The 17,947-nt window shown below is 37.8% G+C and carries 15 protein-coding genes and 1 pseudogene; 8 read left to right on the top strand and 8 right to left on the bottom strand.

The features are described 5' to 3' along the window. Positions 1-6 precede the first annotated feature (6 nt). Complete coding sequence (locus tag F7731_RS15955) at positions 7-1,761, bottom strand: SulP family inorganic anion transporter (RefSeq protein WP_151535773.1); 1,755 nt, start codon at positions 1,759-1,761, stop codon at positions 7-9. A 301-nt stretch (positions 1,762-2,062) separates the two neighbouring features. On the opposite strand from F7731_RS15955, the gene F7731_RS15950 reads away from it, so the two are divergent. Together F7731_RS15950 and F7731_RS15945 are read left to right on the top strand one after the other, a co-directional pair. Continuing rightward, positions 2,063-3,256 (top strand): iron-containing alcohol dehydrogenase, encoded by a 1,194-nt coding sequence (locus F7731_RS15950; RefSeq protein WP_151535772.1) that lies wholly within the window; start codon positions 2,063-2,065, stop codon positions 3,254-3,256. Between the two features lie 287 nt (positions 3,257-3,543). Further along, positions 3,544-3,999, top strand: coding sequence for a nucleoside deaminase (locus F7731_RS15945; protein WP_151535771.1), 456 nt, complete (start codon positions 3,544-3,546; stop codon positions 3,997-3,999). Between the two features lie 71 nt (positions 4,000-4,070). Here F7731_RS15945 and F7731_RS15940 read toward each other — a convergent pair whose 3' ends face one another. After that, positions 4,071-5,405 (bottom strand): uracil-xanthine permease family protein, encoded by a 1,335-nt coding sequence (locus F7731_RS15940; protein WP_151535770.1) that lies wholly within the window; start codon positions 5,403-5,405, stop codon positions 4,071-4,073. Between the two features lie 186 nt (positions 5,406-5,591). Here F7731_RS15940 and F7731_RS15935 point away from each other — a divergent pair, with 186 nt between their 5' ends. Then, entirely contained in the window at positions 5,592-6,566 is a 975-nt protein-coding gene (locus F7731_RS15935) for an aromatic ring-hydroxylating oxygenase subunit alpha (protein ID WP_151535769.1), read from the top strand. Here F7731_RS15935 and F7731_RS15930 read toward each other — a convergent pair. Both F7731_RS15930 and F7731_RS15925 read right to left on the bottom strand, forming a co-directional pair. Then, the gene (locus F7731_RS15930) at positions 6,563-6,781 is read right to left on the bottom strand and encodes a hypothetical protein (RefSeq protein ID WP_151535768.1); all 219 of its coding nucleotides are present in this window, start codon (positions 6,779-6,781) and stop codon (positions 6,563-6,565) included. The two genes, F7731_RS15935 and F7731_RS15930, sit on opposite strands and share 4 nt — an antisense overlap. Positions 6,782-6,889: 108 nt before the next feature. Then, positions 6,890-7,729, bottom strand: a complete 840-nt coding sequence (locus F7731_RS15925) for an undecaprenyl-diphosphate phosphatase (RefSeq protein ID WP_151535767.1) — start codon at positions 7,727-7,729, stop codon at positions 6,890-6,892. A 344-nt stretch (positions 7,730-8,073) separates the two neighbouring features. On the opposite strand from F7731_RS15925, the pseudogene F7731_RS15920 reads away from it, so the two are divergent. Beyond that, positions 8,074-9,127 (top strand): annotated as a pseudogene (locus F7731_RS15920) (multicopper oxidase domain-containing protein). 257 nt (positions 9,128-9,384) lie between these two features. Continuing rightward, on the top strand, positions 9,385-10,425 hold the full coding sequence (locus F7731_RS15915; protein ID WP_151535766.1) for a CNNM domain-containing protein: 1,041 nt from the start codon (positions 9,385-9,387) through the stop codon (positions 10,423-10,425). Positions 10,426-10,460: 35 nt separating this feature from the next. Here F7731_RS15915 and F7731_RS15910 read toward each other — a convergent pair whose 3' ends face one another. After that, positions 10,461-11,594 carry a CAP domain-containing protein gene (locus F7731_RS15910; RefSeq protein ID WP_151535765.1) on the bottom strand — a complete coding sequence of 378 codons (1,134 nt, stop codon included), beginning with the start codon at positions 11,592-11,594 and terminating at the stop codon, positions 10,461-10,463. A gap of 219 nt (positions 11,595-11,813) precedes the next feature. Between F7731_RS15910 and speD the strand changes: the two genes are divergently transcribed. Next, positions 11,814-12,620 carry an adenosylmethionine decarboxylase gene (gene speD, locus F7731_RS15905; protein ID WP_151535801.1) on the top strand — a complete coding sequence of 269 codons (807 nt, stop codon included), beginning with the start codon at positions 11,814-11,816 and terminating at the stop codon, positions 12,618-12,620. Positions 12,621-12,845: 225 nt separating this feature from the next. Here the strand turns inward: speD and F7731_RS15900 are convergent, their stop codons facing one another. From F7731_RS15900 to F7731_RS15890, 3 genes are all read right to left on the bottom strand, one after another. Continuing rightward, positions 12,846-13,763 (bottom strand): MerR family transcriptional regulator, encoded by a 918-nt coding sequence (locus F7731_RS15900; protein ID WP_151535764.1) that lies wholly within the window; start codon positions 13,761-13,763, stop codon positions 12,846-12,848. An 895-nt stretch (positions 13,764-14,658) separates the two neighbouring features. Further along, entirely contained in the window at positions 14,659-15,087 is a 429-nt protein-coding gene (locus F7731_RS15895; RefSeq protein ID WP_151535763.1) for a cell wall hydrolase, read from the bottom strand. Positions 15,088-15,180: 93 nt separating this feature from the next. Further along, complete coding sequence (locus tag F7731_RS15890) at positions 15,181-15,627, bottom strand: OsmC family protein (RefSeq protein ID WP_151535762.1); 447 nt, start codon at positions 15,625-15,627, stop codon at positions 15,181-15,183. 127 nt (positions 15,628-15,754) lie between these two features. Between F7731_RS15890 and F7731_RS15885 the strand changes: the two genes are divergently transcribed. Together F7731_RS15885 and F7731_RS15880 are read left to right on the top strand one after the other, a co-directional pair. Beyond that, positions 15,755-16,519 carry an exodeoxyribonuclease III gene (locus tag F7731_RS15885; protein ID WP_151535761.1) on the top strand — a complete coding sequence of 255 codons (765 nt, stop codon included), beginning with the start codon at positions 15,755-15,757 and terminating at the stop codon, positions 16,517-16,519. A gap of 231 nt (positions 16,520-16,750) precedes the next feature. After that, positions 16,751-17,944 carry a MalY/PatB family protein gene (locus F7731_RS15880; RefSeq protein ID WP_151535760.1) on the top strand — a complete coding sequence of 398 codons (1,194 nt, stop codon included), beginning with the start codon at positions 16,751-16,753 and terminating at the stop codon, positions 17,942-17,944. The last annotated feature ends 3 nt before the right edge of the window (positions 17,945-17,947 follow it).

The following is a 17,947-nucleotide window of genomic DNA, read 5'->3' as shown; positions in this document are numbered from 1 at the left end:
ACAATTTTATGATGATAATTCTTTTTCACCAGGAACTGGCTTAGACCCGGATAGGACAGTGCATTCACTGAAAGCAAAATGCTTACAGCCAAGGCATTTTGCCTTGTTCACATTTTTTAATGCGAAATCGATTGCTTCGCCAGTATGCTCAAAGAAATACTCTTCTCCAATCACATCGTATAACCCAGTCTTCTTAAGCATTTTTTTCGGCTGTGGTTTAACTCCTGAAATGAGGACAGTCCCATGTTTTGAAAATTCCTTAATCATTCTGGCTAAAGATGCTTCTCCAGTTGTATCCATAAATGGAACACCAGACAATCTTAATAGCAGAACTTCCGGTTTATCGGTTGTCGTATTCATAATAGATTGGGAAAAGGCTTGTGCCGCTCCAAAGAATAATGGACCTTCTACATTATAAATATAGATTTGCGGACAATCATGTGTATCAGTCACCATATTTGCTTTTATTTTCTTATGTTTGTCTTTCGGATCGGGCAGTGCTTTTGCTGTTACGATTAGCTGACTCATATTTTTTGTGAATAACACGATCGCTAATAAGAGACCAACTCCGACCGCGACCGTTAAATTAATAAAAACTGTTAAGAAAAAAGTGATAGTGAGAACAAGAGAATCAGCTGTTCTAGTTTTTAAAATATAGTAAAATCTATGTTTTTCACTCATATTCCAAGCAACAACCATTAATATTGGTGCCATGCTGGCTAACGGAATGCTAGAAGCATAAGGGGCAAAGAGCAGTAGTATTAATAATACCATGATACCATGAACGATCCCAGAGATAGGGGAGACAGCACCGTTTTTAATATTCGTTGCTGTTCGGGCAATTGCCCCTGTTGCCGGTATTCCGCCAAATAGCGGTGTCACCATATTAGCAATTCCCTGGCCTACAAGCTCGCGGTTACTGTGGTGCTTACTATTGGTCATTCCATCCGCAACAACAGAAGAAAGCAATGATTCAATGGCACCTAGCATCGCAATGACAAAAGCGGGTCCGATGAGCTGTATGACTTTTTCAAATGTAATCTGGGGCCATGAAAATCGCGGTAGGGTACTTGGAATATCTCCATAGGTTGAACCGATGGTAGCCACTTCCCCAGGATAAAAGATGGCTGCAATAATGCTTGAAATAAGCAGACCTATAATAGGTCCAGGGACTTTTGGAAACAGTTTTGGTGTAAATAAGATGAATAACAAACATATTCCGGCAGTCAGCAAACTAAATAAATTGAGTGTTTGAATGCGGCTAAACAATTCAATTATATTTTGATGGAAAAATTCATGCTGCTTTACATGTTGGAGACCAAGAAAATTGGCGATTTGTCCTGTAAAAATGATCACCGCGATACCTGAAGTAAAGCCGATTGTAACGGGCTTTGGAATAAACCTAATTAAAGCTCCTAATCGAAGGACGCCCATTAAGAAAAGAATGCCCCCCGCTAAAAAACCAGATATCAGAAGATTTTCATAGCCATAAGTAATGACAATTCCAAACAAAATGGGGATAAAAGCGCCCGTTGGACCGCCAATTTGGTATTTTGATCCGCCACATAAGGCTATTAAGATTCCTGCAATAATCGTTGTGTAGATTCCATACTCAGGCTTTACCCCAGAAGCAATGGCAAACGCCATGCCCAAAGGAATGGCAATCACCCCAACTATTAATCCAGATAAGAGATCCTTCTGAAATCCCTCTATCGAATATCCTTTAAATCTGCCCGTAAAAAACCACTTTTCCTGCTTCATGCTATCCCTTCTTTTGTAATATTTATATATTAGTATATTTGATTATTTGAATATACTATAATATGAATTTATACCTAATCCGTGAATGTGTCAAAGAATTTATGCGGAAATGATGTGAAAATTAACGATTATAAAACACACCCAATTTTAAAATAGTGGTAGAATTGTGTTAGTGTGATAATTCTGTGTTTTCTGTTATTGTGTATTTACATACGAAGAAACCGGCATTTAATTAGCTGTCATACTTTCAACATCGATTGGATTATCTTATAAAAAGCAGAAAAATAGGAGTAGATGCCAAATGGAAAATTACGCATCATTCAGATCACCGCAAACGATTATTTATGGATGTCAGTCTTTTGAAAAAGTGGGACAAGAAGCAGCATTGAGAGGAAATAGGGCTTTGATTATTAGTGATAGGATTATGGAACAACTTGGCTATGTTAACCAATGTATTCAGAACCTCCAAGAACACGGAGTAGAGTACAGAATTTATCTAGGAGTTGAAACAGAACCTACTGACCTCTATGTTGCAGAAGCACAAGAGCTGTTCAAACAAGAACAATGTGATCTTGTGATTTCCTTGGGAGGCGGGAGCTGTATCGATACGGCCAAGGCAGTAGCCGTCCTTGCCACAAATGGCGGATATATCGGTGAGTATATGCGAGGCAAGAAAATTGCTGAAAATGATTCAATTCCGCATATTTCAATTCCAACAACAGCTGGAACGGGCTCTGAAGCAACCGATGCAACAGTTATTACAAACTCATCAAACGATGTCAAAATGATGATCAAACAGCCAGCCTTTATGCCCCAAGTTGCAATCGTCGACCCGCATTTGACTTTATCCTCTCCCCCTCATGTAACAGCAGCTACAGGCGTCGATGCACTTAGCCATGCGATTGAGGCATATCTTTCAAAAAGGGCCCATCCAATGACAGATACAATGGCATTATCAGCGATGAAATTAATTGTTGAAAACATAAAAACAGCTTACCAGGATGGGGAAAATATTCAAGCGCGTGAAGCCATGTCTCTAGGTTCTCTTCAAGCAGGAATGGCTTTTAGCAATTCTTCAGTTTGTCTTGTTCACGGCATGTCTAGGCCAATCGGGGCAGTTTTCCACGTTCCGCATGGGTATTCTAATGCCATGCTGCTGCCGGCTGTTTTAGAGTTTAGTAAAGAGAAATGTATTGATCGCTTAGCAGATTTAGGCAGAATATTTAAAGCAGAAGCAGGGTCGAACGAGGAAGCTGCCGATGTAGCAGTGGAGTCTGTTAAAGAACTTTGCGCAGCATTAAACATCCCTAATCTAAAAGGTTGGGGAATTGATGAACAGGGTTTTAACTTAGCGGTAACTAAGATGGCAAGGGATGCGATTGACAGCGGAAGCCCAGCGAACAATCCGAAAGTGCCGACGATTACAGAACTGGAGGAACTCTATCATACTTGCTATCACTACCAATTTACGAGCATGAATAAATCATCTAATTAAAAAAGGGGAAAATATTCATGACTACAACAACTACTAAAATAGTAAAAAAATTTATTAACGGTGAGTGGGTGTCTGCAAAAACGGATTAATATTTATGGAGACCTTCACGCGAATAGAACCGATGGTGTTGAATTTTATACGAGAAGAAAAATGATGACATCACGCTGGTAAGCGAGCGGTAGAATGTGCTGAGTGGGTGTTCCAATCAAATACATAGTTGAAACTTATGATACAATTTTTGATGTGATCATATTTTTCATATCATTAGGTATAGAAGGAGACAGGTTATGAATCAATTCATGAAGCATGCCATTCAACTTGCAATTAATAATGTTGCACATGGCGGGCAGCCATTCGGAGCGGTTTTAGTAAAAGATAATGAAGTAATAGCTGAAGGAGTAAACGAGCTTCATATTCATTTTGACGTTAGTGGACACGCGGAATTATTAGCGATTAGAAGGGCACAGATGCAACTCCAAACAAATGATTTAAGCGACTGCACAATTTATGCTAGCGGTGAGCCTTGTGCCATGTGCTTAACGGCCATGTATTTTGCTGGCATTAAAACCGTTTATTATGCTGCATCCATTGATGATGCTGAAAAAGTAGGACTCGGGAAATCAAAAATGATATATCTTGACTTGGCAAAGGAAAGAAGCGATAGAGAGATTAGAATGATTTCTATGCCAAATGATCAGTCCGTTGCTGATCCAATGAAACAATGGGCAGAGAAGCATAAATAGGCTATATTTATTATCTAAAAAAGGCGGTCTTCTATAAGAAAAGACCGTCTTTTTCATGTTAGCCTTTTAAATTATACTTTTACCGCCTCTGTTACAGTTTTCTTTTTTTCATTTGGGATAATTAAATTTAAGATAACTGTCGCTAGGGCACCGACTGTAATTCCTGATGATAAAATGTATGTTGCCCAATCTGGAGCGCTGTATAGTACTTCCTTAGGAAGTACAGTTACCGCGATCGTTAATAGAATAGGAATTCCTATGACCATCATATTGCGGTCATCAATGATAATTGGTTGGATGACCTTCATTCCGTTGGTGACAATCGCTACGCAAACAATTCCGAAGATTCCGTTGATGACCGGCTCAGGAATGCAAGTAATTGCAGTAGAAAGCTTCGGCACAAGACCTAGGCAAACAAGAATAACTCCACTTGCCATTATCGCTAATCTGCTTGCAACTCCAGTGATAGCAAGCAGTCCGGCATTAGATGAATATCCAGTCATTGGTGTACTTCCGAATAAGGCACCTACAAAACAGCCAAGACCCTCACCGACCGATGCACGATTCAATCGTTTTTCATCCAGCTCTTTCCCTGTAACAGTTGAAACAACAAACCAAGTTCCCGTCGTTTCAATCAAAATAATAAAGTAAACAAAAACCATCGTAATAATTGCACTCATATTAAAGACCGGCTTTCCGAATGGAAGAATGGAAGGCAAAGAAAACCAAGCTGCCTGTTTGACAGGCGAAAAATCAACACTGCCAAAAAAGTTTGCAGTCATTATACCGGCTAGTATAGCGATCAAAACAGAAACTAAGCGAAAAAACGTCCCAAGTCCATTAACTTTCCGTCCCAGGAGCATACAAATAATTAAGACTCCAGCCGAAACCGCAGCAATAATGATGTTCTCTCCAATATTACCCGGCGCGATATAAATATTATTTAATCCGATTGGCATCAAGGCAATGCCAACAATGATAATAACTGTTCCTCCAACGAGCGGTGGAATAATTTTTTTCACGACTTTTGCGAACCATTTCAATGGATATCCTAAAAGAGCGACAATAATTGCTCCAGGAATTAAACTCCCTGCAACCGCCCCTAACCCAAGTTTCCCACCAATTGCCGCAATGGCCCCAATAGGAACATAAGAAGGTCCTTGTACTACAGGAAGCTTAATTCCAGCCCCGGTTTGAATTAAGGTAGCAAGCCCTGTTGCTAAGAAACACATTTGAATAAAGAAAGAAGTATTTTCAGTTCCTAAAGATAAAAGTCCTGCAACGATAATTGGTGCAATATATAAATCCATCGCCAAAACATGCTGTGCTCCAAGAAGGAGTGCCTTGCCATAACTAATCTTATCATCTACTCCGATGATAATCCCATTATCTTGTTTCTTTTCCAAACGGTATTCCTCCTTGATTATCCGTGTTTTTCATCTTTTCAACTGGATTATATAAAAAAATAAAGTATTTGTATATAAAAAACGAACATTATTTTAATTAAAATATTTTTTGTTCGTATTTTTAGTTGACCAGTTCAAAATCTCTGTTTACAATAAAGACAGAAAAGACGAACAGGGGAGAGCGAAATGATACAGGATAAAGTTTTGCTAGAGGATTGGATTGTTGCTTGTCGTTCAACAGATGTAAATAAAAAACCGATTCAAGTAATATTAATGGGTGAGAGGCTTGCTATTTTTAGAAATAGTGAAGGGGTCCACGCCTTTAAAGATTTATGTATTCATAGAGGAGCTGCTCTATCTCTCGGTGAAGTCAAGAATGACTGCCTTGTTTGTCCATATCATGCTTGGGAATTTCATCATGATGGCGATTGTGTCAAGATTCCACAGCTTCCTGAAGGAAGGGCAATCCCCAAAAAAGCTAAAGCAATCAAATATGTATGTATAGAAAAATACGGTTTTATTTGGGTAAACTTAGCGAATAATAATCCTGAATTTTTCCAATATAAAGAAATGGCAACACCTTTATACCGTAATGTGATATGGGGACCTCAAGATGTGAATGCGAAACCGCCTCGCATAGTAGAAAATTTCTTAGATGTTGGTCATTTAGCTGTCGTTCACCAAGGCTATTTAGGAACGGACTCACATCGTGAAATTCAAGATTACTCTGTCAATAAAGTGGGAAATCGAATCTATTCCGATGAAATCGCCATTTATCAGCCTGATCCAGATGGTTCTGGAAAACCGAAATATGTTTACTACACATACGAAATTATTCGTCCTTTAACGGTTTTATTTACGAAGAAAGATCGTGAAAATGGCACACATATGAGGATTTTACTAACCATTCGTCCAGAAAACGAAAATAAATCCGTTGCTTACGGAATTCTTTCATTCGATTATGATCCAGGTTTAACAGATGAAGAAATTATTAAGTTTCAAGATGAAATTTTTGCTCAAGACAAGCCCGTCGTTGAAAACCAAAAACCAGAAGAGCTGCCGCTTGATTTGCAAGTTGAACTCTCACTCGTTTGTGATAGAATGAGCATTGCTTATCGCCAGTATTTAAAAGAGCTAGGTGTTGTTTTAGGAACAAATTAATAAAAGGAAACGCGACCAGCATTAATGGTCGCGTTTCTTAAAAACATCAATATTGTCGGAATCGAATAGAATTTCTTGAAAATACTAATTGTTTTCTCTAAGTTTTCACTAATTGGCTGTTGCTTTAAGTCGATCTCATTTGCATTCGATTTCTCGTGAAAGAAGTTCGCTTTCATTCGTGATTTATTAAATTTCTTTATCAAATTTATCAGCATCACAAGCACATCCCTTTCCTCAAGTTTTCCACAATAATTGGAAGTTATGTAAATAGATTCTTAAAACAAAAAGAACCTGCTTCATATGGAAGCAGGTTCGGTCTTAGATTAAAAGAAAACGATATATATTACCACAGCTAAAACGATTCGATAAACCGCAAATGGAATGAGTTTAATTCGATTAATTAGCTTTAAAAAGAATCGGATAGACAATAGAGCAAAGATAAATGCACTAATAAAACCAGCGATGAAAAATGGCAAAGCATCTAATGTGAAATATTGCCAGTTTTTCAATAAGGAGATGAGGCTAGCTCCTGCCATAATTGGGACAGCCATAATAAATGTAAAATCTGCAGCCGCACGATGGCTTAATCCAAGTAATACGCCGCCTGAGATCGTTGAACCAGAACGGGAAAAGCCTGGCCATAGGGAGAAGCATTGAATAAGTCCAATGGCGAACGCTTGTTTATAAGTGATTTGGTCAACAGAAGTCACTTTTGTTCGTTTTCCGCCAAAAATGTCAGCAAGGATCATGAAGACAGCCCCAATTACTAAGCCAATTAAAACGGTTTTCGTCGAAAAAAGGTATTCATCAATATAGTCCTCGAATAAAACGCCGAGTACACCTGCCGGAATCAGTCCAACGATGACATGAGTTAGCTTCAGGCGGCTTTCTCCTCTAATAGCCTCATTTTTGATTAATTTGTTAAGTCCAATCATACCAAATAAGCGATCTTTAAATACAATGACTACTGCTAGAATAGAGCCTAATTGTATGACTACTTTAAAAGTATTCGCAGTGGACTTTGATAAAAAATCCTTCGAATGAAGCCACATATCATCAACAATAATCATATGCCCTGTAGAAGAAACGGGGGCAAATTCGGTTAGGCCCTCAACAAGCCCAAGAATAATAGCTTTCAAAATCATCATAAAATCAACAATCATTTTATCTGAAATTCTCCTTTTTCTATGTATGGTTTAACTCGAAAAAAAATTTCCTTGCTACATTACAATAGACGAAACAAAAGCATTGAAACCCTACAGTTAAAGATTAAAAGTTACATATAAACATTCGCTGTTAAAGTATAGCACAAATAAAAGCAACATGACCAAGCTTTTAACGGGGGAGATACATTAACGTTCGGGAATTTTTTTTTGAATATAACTTCACAAACAATTCACAGATTGCCGTGCTTTTGTGAGAAAAATCACCTATTAAAAAGCTATAAAAACCTATTATATAGGTAGATCGAAAACAAAAACAAAAAACAAATAGGGAGGAAATTACCATGGGAAACGGAGTCAAATATTTACTTACATCGGCCATCGGATTAAGCTTATTAACAGCATGTAACCAACAATTAGTTCAAGAAGATAAAAAGGGGGAACCAAAGGTACTGGCAGCAGAAAAAGGGGAAATTGAAATCATTACTTCACATAAGGGCTAAACCAAAAACCGATCCCATTAAAAGTAGAAAGAGTCGGTCCAACAAGTAAACGTTGAAATGACTTCACAAATTACTGATATAGAAATTGATAAAGAAAATTTTATAAGGCTTGGACATTTAATGGGGAGGCACCTGGTCCAGTAATAGTCGTAAATGAGGGAGATACTAATAACTTCACATTAAAAAATATGGATCCTGCCATTCCACATAGTATGGACTTCCATGCTGTCATGCAGCACCATCAAAAGATTTTTCCAATGTGTTGCCTGATGAGACAGGAACGTTCAGCTATCCAGCCAGTAAACCTGGAGTCTTTATGTATCATTGCGGTACAGCACCTGTCCTATCACATATTGCTAACGGTATGCACGGAACAATTATCGTTAAACCGAAAGAAGGGTATCCTACAGATAGTGGCATTGACCGTGAATTTGTAATGATTCAAAACGAATGGTATAAATATAACGATCTAAATGATTTTACAAATGGTGTCCCAAGTCATGTCGTTATCTCAACAAAAGCATTACATGAAGGCGACCAAAATACAAATGGCGATACATTCTCCCTGAAAGAAAAGCCGCTATTAGCCAAAGTGGGCGATCGCGTAAGAATCTACATTAATAATGTAGGTCCGAATGAAGTAAGCTCATTCCATGTAGTTGGTACAATCTTGGATGACGTTTATATGGACGGTAACCCCTATAACCATTTTAAAGGCTTGCAAACAGTGATGCTGCCAGCAAGTGGCGGGGCAGTAGTCGAATTCACAGTAACAAGAGTCGGAAGCTATCCAATCGTTACCCATCAATTCAATCATGCACAAAAAGGAGCCGTCGCTATTCTAAAGGTAACTGAAACAGGCGAAGACGACGGCGAGGCTACAATGAGCCACTAAAAAATAAAACAAAACTCAACTCAAATTTTACAAGAAAAAAATAAAAATGTGAATCATAATATTCAAGCAAAAGAGCAGCTTTCGGGTAATGGAAGGGCTCTTTGCATTTACCACAAAAGGTAATAATAGCTTACACCAACAGCCTTTAATCCTTCGACTTTGTTAGATATTAGAAAAAAATTCCGATCCGAGAATTAAAGAAACGGAAAAATGGAAACAAATATAAGACAAAGGAATTTTACTGGAGGCTGCCTATTTTGTTTATCGCCATTGTGTTTTTTATGCTCATGTCATTCTTCCTATCCGGAAGTGAAACAGCATTAACAGCTGTCAACAAAATGAAGCTAAAGACGAGGGCAGAGAATCATGATCATAAATCCGTAAAGCTTCTAAAACTTGTGTCAAAACCGGATGAATTGATTACAGCCATTTTAATAGGAAATAATATTGCTAATATTATGCTTCCAACTTTAGTGACAATTATCGCTATTAAATATGGGTTGCATGTTGGTTTAGCTACAGGAATATTAACGGCCGTTTTGATTATTTTTTGTGAAGTGCTTCCTAAATCAATTGCCGCCTCATTATCAGATAAAGTAGCCTACGCTGTATTTCCAATGATTAACTTGCTCTTAATTATTTTGAAGCCTTTAACCTTTTTATTATCACGTTTTACACGGGCAATTATTAAAATTTTCACAAAAAATCAGCTCAGCCTAATTTCAGTCTCAAGGGAAGAATTAATAACAATGGTCGATCTAGCTGGAATTGAAGGAACGTTCAGAAATGAAGAAACGAAAACAATTAAAGGAGTAATCGACTTTTACCGGTTAGATGTACAAGCTGTGTTAAAAACACCGAGAATAGAAATGGAAGGAATCCCTTATGGATCAACTTTCGAAAAGGCAAGGGAAATTGTTTTAGAAAATAAATATTCGCGGTATCCTGTTTATAAAGGAAATATGGATGAAATCATCGGCGTTTTTCATTCTAAACTATTGCTGGCCTGGTCTTTAAATCCTGAAAAATCACTGGATCACTATATGGATCACGATCCTTTATTTGCCTTTGAATTTCATTCGATTGAGAAGGTTTTTAAATTAATGATACGTGAAAGAAAGCATATGGCTATTGTTCTTGACGAGTATAAGGGAACGAAAGGGCTGATCACTTTGGAGGATATTTTTGAGAGCATGTTAGGTCAAGAAATAGAAGATGAAACAGATGAAGGATACAAAATGCTTCCACTTGAAGGTGAAAGCCACAGTGTCAATAATCTTCGGGAAAAATTAGTCTAAATAGAAAATGGCCGGACATGTAAGATCGGCCATTTTTATTTTCTAAAGAAATTTTCTGTGTAATAAGGTTGAGATTCAGAATTAAACGCCACTCCAACGCCTAAATATCGATATTCAGGCTTAAGGATATTTTCCCTGTGCCCAAGAGAGTTCATTAACCCTTCATGGGCAAAAATGCTGCTAAATTGACCTGTTGCCAAATTTTCTCCAGCCATTGTAAAAAAGATCTGATCGTTTTTCATCCTGTCAAACGGAGAGAGACCGGCTAAGTTTGTATGCGAAAAATAATGATTCTTTGCCATATCATCGCTATGCTTACGCGCAGTTACCTTTACATTGTCATCCCATTTCAACACGGCCAAGCCATGCTTCACCCGGTCTGCATTCGTTAAATCAAATAATTGATATTCGAATCCTTCCTTTAAAACATCGGAGACAGTTACATAAAAATGGCTTTTCGCATGCTCCAAATCTTCATCAATTATCTGGATCGCCGTAACTGTATTATTAGCATGTTGATCGTAGAAAATTGTCACATAGCTATGATCAATATGGAAAACATCATAATCCCGATCTTTTTCAAATTGATAGAAGACAAAACCTTTGCGGATTTGCGTCATTGGCTTTCCAAGCTGCTGAAGAACAGTCTCCTTCGTACTGCCAATCTTAATCCCTTTAGAGGAAGCAATTAAGTCTTGATTCGTGTATAAACCTGCGACGTGATTATTAGAGTCGTAAGCAATCATGAAGAAATTATGATAATTTTCATGATACGTATTCCATTCCACCCCGTACTCATTAACGGAAGAGCGCTTCGGAACACCTGCCAGTTTTTCTACTGTTTCTTTGTTTTCCCCTAGGACGATGCTATGGACGGAGAAAGTTTGTTCTGATGGGATCGTCAAATTTGGTTTTTCAATTGATTTGAGCTCTTCTTTTTGCGGGAGAAGCTCTACACCGTTTTCAATTTTGCCGGTAAGATGATTGATTGTTGTGTAAATCGTATCCATTGCCGCAGCAACACTCGGATTATCCGCGATATTTTGTACCTCTGTTCGAAACCTTTCCAACATAGGATACATATCCGTTTTCTCAATTTGTTTTTCAATAAAAGGCCATGAAATATATAAAATAAACACTAAAATTAATGTACGAAAAAACTTCCTCAAAGCTTCAACTTCTTTCTATAAAAGGTCCATTCTCTCACCATTATTACCCTACAATTATAAAGATTAATAACGAATTTATAAAATAATAACCTCTTAGTTAATTATGGCAAGTAGCTGAATATCCGAATAAATTAATCATTACCATAAACTTTGGGTAATATAAGAATATTTACGGGTATGAACAGAATAGGAGTGGCTATATAGGAGGGGGAATTGATGTTGAAAAAAAATCCAGAACAGAGAATTGAATTGCATGGGTTTAATAATTTAACAAAATCTCTAAGTTTTAATATGTATGATATTTGTTTTACGAGAACGAAGGAGGAGCGGGAAGCTTATATTGAGTATATTGACGAGGAATATAGTGCGGAGAGACTGACGAAAATTTTAAAAAATGTTTCCGATATTATTGGTGCTCACGTATTAAATATTGCTCAGCAAGATTATGTCCCACAAGGAGCAAGTGTGACGGTGCTCGTATCGGAAGGCCCAATTGTTGAGGTACCGACTGAATCCTTTCATGAATCACCTGGGCCGCTGCCTGATAATGTCGTTATGCAGCTTGATAAAAGCCATATCACCGTACACACTTATCCAGAGTACCATCCGTCAGATGGTATTAGTACATTTAGAGCGGATATTGATGTATCTACTTGTGGAGAAATTTCTCCTTTGAAGGCTTTGCATTATTTAATTCATTCTTTTGATACAGATATTATGACAATTGATTACCGAGTTCGGGGCTTTACTCGCGATAAAGATGGAAAAAAACTTTTTATCGATCACAATATTAGCTCCATTCAAAACTATATTCCTGAAGAGATTAAAAAAGATTTTGATATGATTGATGTCAATATTTATCAGTCCCATATTTTTCATACGAAATGCCGTATCCGTGACTTTGACTTAAATAATTATCTTTTCGGCTATACGAAAGATGAATTAACGAAAGCTGAAGTCGAAGAAATTACAGAAAAGCTCACAACAGAAATGGATGAAATTTTTTACGGAACAAATATGAATTAGTCACCGGCCGAGACTTATTCAAAAAGCTAATTTTGTGTATGCTGTTGATTTTTAGCCATATGCGTACATTTGAACGGGTTTTTTTCGGTACAAAAGCATGGGAGAATATGTGCGGTATGGCGGTTTATACATCAACAAAGTATTCAACAAAGCTATTCAAAAAGCGGTTCTATTGGACGGAATTGACGATCGAAGCTAGCATCCTGACCAATAGAACCTAATACTTTATCCCCAAAATCTCCACCAAGATTTCGCTTTTTCCTCCGCAGCTGCAGTTTTTCTGAAGCTGAGCATTAAATCTTGAAACATCATCTCTCGGTGATTGACGTCTTCCCAATACTGTTCCCGTTCCCGATTGATCGTCTCAATATAAATTTCTCTGTCTGTGTTCAACGTTTCGATCAATGCACTAATTTCAGTATGTGTGACCTCTGCTGAGCTTGAAATATAATGAATCATCGTCTTAAATTCCTCCGATGCCGCTTCCGATGATTCAGCGACACGATGTACTAAGCTGCGAATTTGTTCGGAAGTGCCTTTCGAAGCTTTCGCAACCCTTTTAGATAAGGTTTCGAGCGATTCGGAAGTCTGTTCCGAAGCTTTATGTATATTGCCTGAAAGCTCATTGATTTCCAGCCGCGTTTTTTCATTTGATTTATAAATGGAATCGGAAAGACTTTTCACTGTATGTAAATTCCCTTTTGAAATTTCCTTTTTTACCTCGTCTATAACCTCTTTACGAATGCTCGTCCGAATTTCAGTTTTTACATCATCGATTAATTGAATTCTAAATGATTCCATTGCTGCATAAAGCATGTCCATTTCATTTTGTTTTGTTTCATTAATTTCAGTTGTAGCAGGGGCCAAAGAGGTTTCGACTGTTTCGGAACTAGCTTCCGAATGAAGCCGTTGCTTAAACAATTCCTTAATCATCTCTTTGCTGAGATTTTTGCTGCGCATTTGTTTAATAGTTTCCAGCATATTAACTTCATTTTCTGTATAAAATCTCGCTCCCTGCTTGGAACGTGGGATGATGAGCAAGCCTTCCAGATCTTTTTCCCATTGCCGCAATGTCCCGGGGGGAATGTTCATCATTTTCGAAACCTCTTGAATGGTATACGCCTTGACGAATTGATTGGTCATATTTACTTCAATCCTTCCAGTCTAATGTCGTTATGAATGATTCGGAAGCAAGTTCCGAAATTTGCTTTGTAAAAGTATTCAGCAAAGGTTATGCCTTTTTCCTGCTACATGACAAAAGCTATCAAAACAAGACGGATTTCAGCAGAAATTGAGATGGTTTTTCAATGTAACCTATGTAACGTGTGCCATAAAGAGATTATGGTGACCTTTTTGGAAGGTGACCTTTGAAAACTAGTGTCATGTAGCGTTTATGATGCTAGTTTTGAGTGGCGAGTTCAGAAAATGCGTTCTATGAATCGTTCATGGTGCTCGTTTTGAGTGAAGAGTTCCAAAAACGCGTGCTATGGATCGTTCATGGAGCTCGTTTTGAGTGAAGAGTTCTAGAAACGCATACTATGGATCGTTCATGGAGCTCGTTTTGAGTGAAGAGTTCCAAAAACGCGTCCTATGAAGTGTTCATGGTGCTCGTTTAGAGTGAAGAGTTCCAAAAATGCGTACTATGAAACGTTCATGATGCTCGTTTTGAGTGAAGAGTTCCAAAAACGCGTCCTATGAAGCGTTCATGGGGCTCGTTTTGAGTGAAGAGTTCCAAAAACGCGTCCTATGAAGTGTTCATGATGCTCGTATTGAGTGGTGAGTTCCAAAAACGCATACTATGAAGTATTCATGGTGCTCGTTTTGAGAGGAGAGTTCAGAAAACGCGTCCTATGAATTGTGCATGATGTTCTCCTTTCATAGAATGAATTATTTCTAAATAGTATTTACATCTCCAGTAAGTCCAATCGATGAAAAGTAAAAATGTGCTAAATCTGTCTCCTTAAAACGAAACAAATTTAGCACATCATCAAACATCACCCGAAATGACCTTGCGCGAATATTTTTTTACCGCATCAAGTTAAAAGGTCGTATAAACACTTTGACATAGTTCTGCTGTTGGCTGATAAAAGCAGTGAAGCTTATAGCGCGCCACTAATGGCTGGTCATACCATGTTGGCGGACAGTTTCCTTGTGGGCGAAAATACCATAATGAAAACTTGCCTGGCCATTGCCTTTCTCCATTAACAGAACGTCTTGCCAGCCTTCTTTCACTTTCCCTTGCTCTTTGATAGAAATATCCTTTCGTTGTCGCTTCAAACGCATGAGGTTGGAAGACCATCTGCGGAATCGTACGCAAACCTATAAAGTCAGAGCAATTGGCTCGAATCCGGTTAATGCCCACATTTCCAACGAGCATCATCCCTTTTTCACCTTCACCTTCAGCCTCAGCCCTAAGTAATCTAGCTAATAAATCTATATCAGATTGACGTGCCCTTACAACTGCCATCACATCACCACCTAGATGTTATACAATTATCATATTGCCTAGGAATAGAAATGTTGACAGTCGAAAGCTTTTTCAAGTGTTCTCGGAAAAAAGTTACTGTCTAAGGATTGTTGCTTCCATTTCAATCTCGACATTCCCTTTTAAAGCACGTGAAATCATACACGATGCCTCTGCTTTTTCAGCTAACTTTAGTGCTAATGTTTCATCTTTTTCTGACGCCTCAGCTTTTAAAATGATTACTGGACGATGAATGATTTTTTTGTATGTGATCACGCCCTTTGTCACGTCAACGATCCCAACAGATTCCATTGTTAAATCCACTTTTTCAAGCTTGCTGCGCTCCATCATGGCAGCTAATGTAATAATATAGCAGGTCGCAGCTGCCCCGAGTAGCATCTCATCCGGATTTGTTCCAATTCCAGGCCCATCCATTTCTGGAGGGATCGAAACCTTTGTTTTCAGCTGACCTGATTCTATTTCCCCAACATCATTTCTAAGTCCAGGCCAATGTGCCTTCAAATGAAACAAATGTTCAGCCATATATGAACCCCCTTGAAAAATTACTTTTATATTAATTCTACTATAGTAATCATATCAAAACTTTCGCATACAAGTTCGATCCATGATATTCTATTAATCAATAGCTTTAAAAAGGAGTTAAATCAGCATGAAATTTGTTTCTTGGAACGTTAATGGAATAAGAGCCTGCGTGAAAAAGGGCTTTTTAGATTATTTTCATGAAGTAAATGCAGATATCCTCTGCATTCAGGAATCAAAGCTGCAAGAAGGGCAAATCAATCTTGAGCTTGAAGGCTATCATCAATTTTGGAATTACGCACAGAAAAAAGGCTATTCCGGTACAGCCGTTTTTACGAAAGAAAAGCCACTTTCAGTTAAATATGGAGTAGGGGAGAAAGAAACAGAAGACGAAGGTAGAATTATTACACTTGAATTTGAAAACTTCTACTTAGTTAATGTGTATACCCCAAATTCACAAAGAGATTTAGCGCGCCTTTCCTATCGTTTAGAATGGGAAAATGAAATTCGCCAATATTTATGCGAGCTTGATCAACAAAAACCTGTCATTTACTGTGGAGACTTAAATGTTGCCCATCAAGAAATAGATTTAAAGAATCCGAAATCAAACGATGGCAACTCCGGCTTCACGAAAGAAGAAAGAGGAAAAATGACAACTTTGCTCAATTTAGGCTTTGTGGATTCTTTCAGACATGTTTATCCAGATGCAGAGGGCGCCTATACATGGTGGTCTTATATGGCAAAGGTAAGAGAACGAAATATCGGGTGGCGCATTGACTACTTTATCGTTTCTGAAAGATTAAAAGATTCCATTACTGCAGCACAAATTCATTGTGATGTCATGGGCAGCGATCATTGTCCAGTGGTGTTGGAGATGGGGAAAAAAGAATACTAAAAGCAATCAGCAGAACATCAGTTTTCGAAATGAAACTGATGTTTTTTTATTTACTATTATCTTTTCGAACTAAAAATTCCCCTATCTATAGGTCAAGTCAATACTACTATAAGGTATTGATATTTTACATAAGTCCATCTTATATGGTTTAATGAAAAAAATATTCAATTTATTTTGAATTTTCTTATTTAGTTAAAGAAATTGTAACATAAAGAGATAGGAGGATTTCTAATGATCTACAACTTTGACAAAGAAATTAATCGGTATAACTCTGCATCAGCAAAATGGGATGAAACAGAGAATTTATTTGGGGAAAAGGAACTTCTGCCAATGTGGGTGGCGGACATGGATTTTAAGTCTCCAGAGCCTGTAATTGAGGCAATCAAGCAAAAAGCTGAGCATGGAGTATTTGGGTACACAACACGACCTGATTCCTTCTATGAGGCAATTATTCAATGGATGAAAGAAAGACATAGCTGGAACATTCAAAAGGAATGGATTTGTTTTAGTCTCGGCGTAGTTCCGGCCCTAAGTTATATTGTTCAAGCGTATACAAATCCAGGAGATAAAATTGTCATCCAGCCACCTGTTTATTATCCTTTCACAAATGTGATCGTTGAAAACGGCCGACAAATTGTTCATAATCAACTAAAATTCGAAAATGGTCAATACAAGATGGATTTTGAGGACTTACGAAATAAATTGGATGAAGACGTGAAGATGCTGATCCTTTGTAATCCTCATAACCCATCCGGACGAGTCTGGACAGAGGATGAGCTAGTAGAACTCGGCAATATCTGTATTGAGAACAATATTCTGATCGTATCCGATGAGATCCACGGAGACTTAGTTTTTAAAGGAAAGACGCATATTCCATTTGCCGCAATTTCTGAGGAATTTGCTATGAACTCGATTGTTTGTACAGCTCCAAGCAAAACATTCAATTTGGCCGGGTTACAAACATCAAATATCATTATTCCGAATCCTCACATAAGAGATAAATTTACTGCGTTGATGAACAAGCTGGCACTTAGACATACAAACACTTTTGGCATCGTAGCTACCGAGAGTGCGTACCGATATGGCGAAGAATGGCTCGAACAAGCATTGGATTATATGCAAAAAAATGTGGAGTTTTTAACGGAGTACATCGAAAAAAATATAGAAGGGGTTAAAGTCATCAAACCTGAAGCAAGTTATCTAGTCTGGCTCGATTGCCGAGAGTTAGGTTTTGATAAAGAAGAACTTCAGCAATTTATGCTGAAGGAAGCTAAGGTCGCTTTTAATCAAGGGTATACCTATGGACCTGGAGGAGAAGGATTCATACGTGTGAATATCGGTTGTCCTAGATCAATAGTTCATGAAGGATTAGAAAGGCTTCATAAAGCGATAATTAAATCTAAAAACTTTGCTGCAAAAAAGTAAGTC

Source organism: Cytobacillus depressus (assembly GCF_008923245.1).
Taxonomy (GTDB): domain Bacteria; phylum Bacillota; class Bacilli; order Bacillales; family Cytobacillaceae; genus Cytobacillus; species Cytobacillus depressus.
The sequence above is the reverse complement of the archived record's forward strand: the minus strand, read 5'-3'. Positions and strand labels throughout refer to the sequence as shown.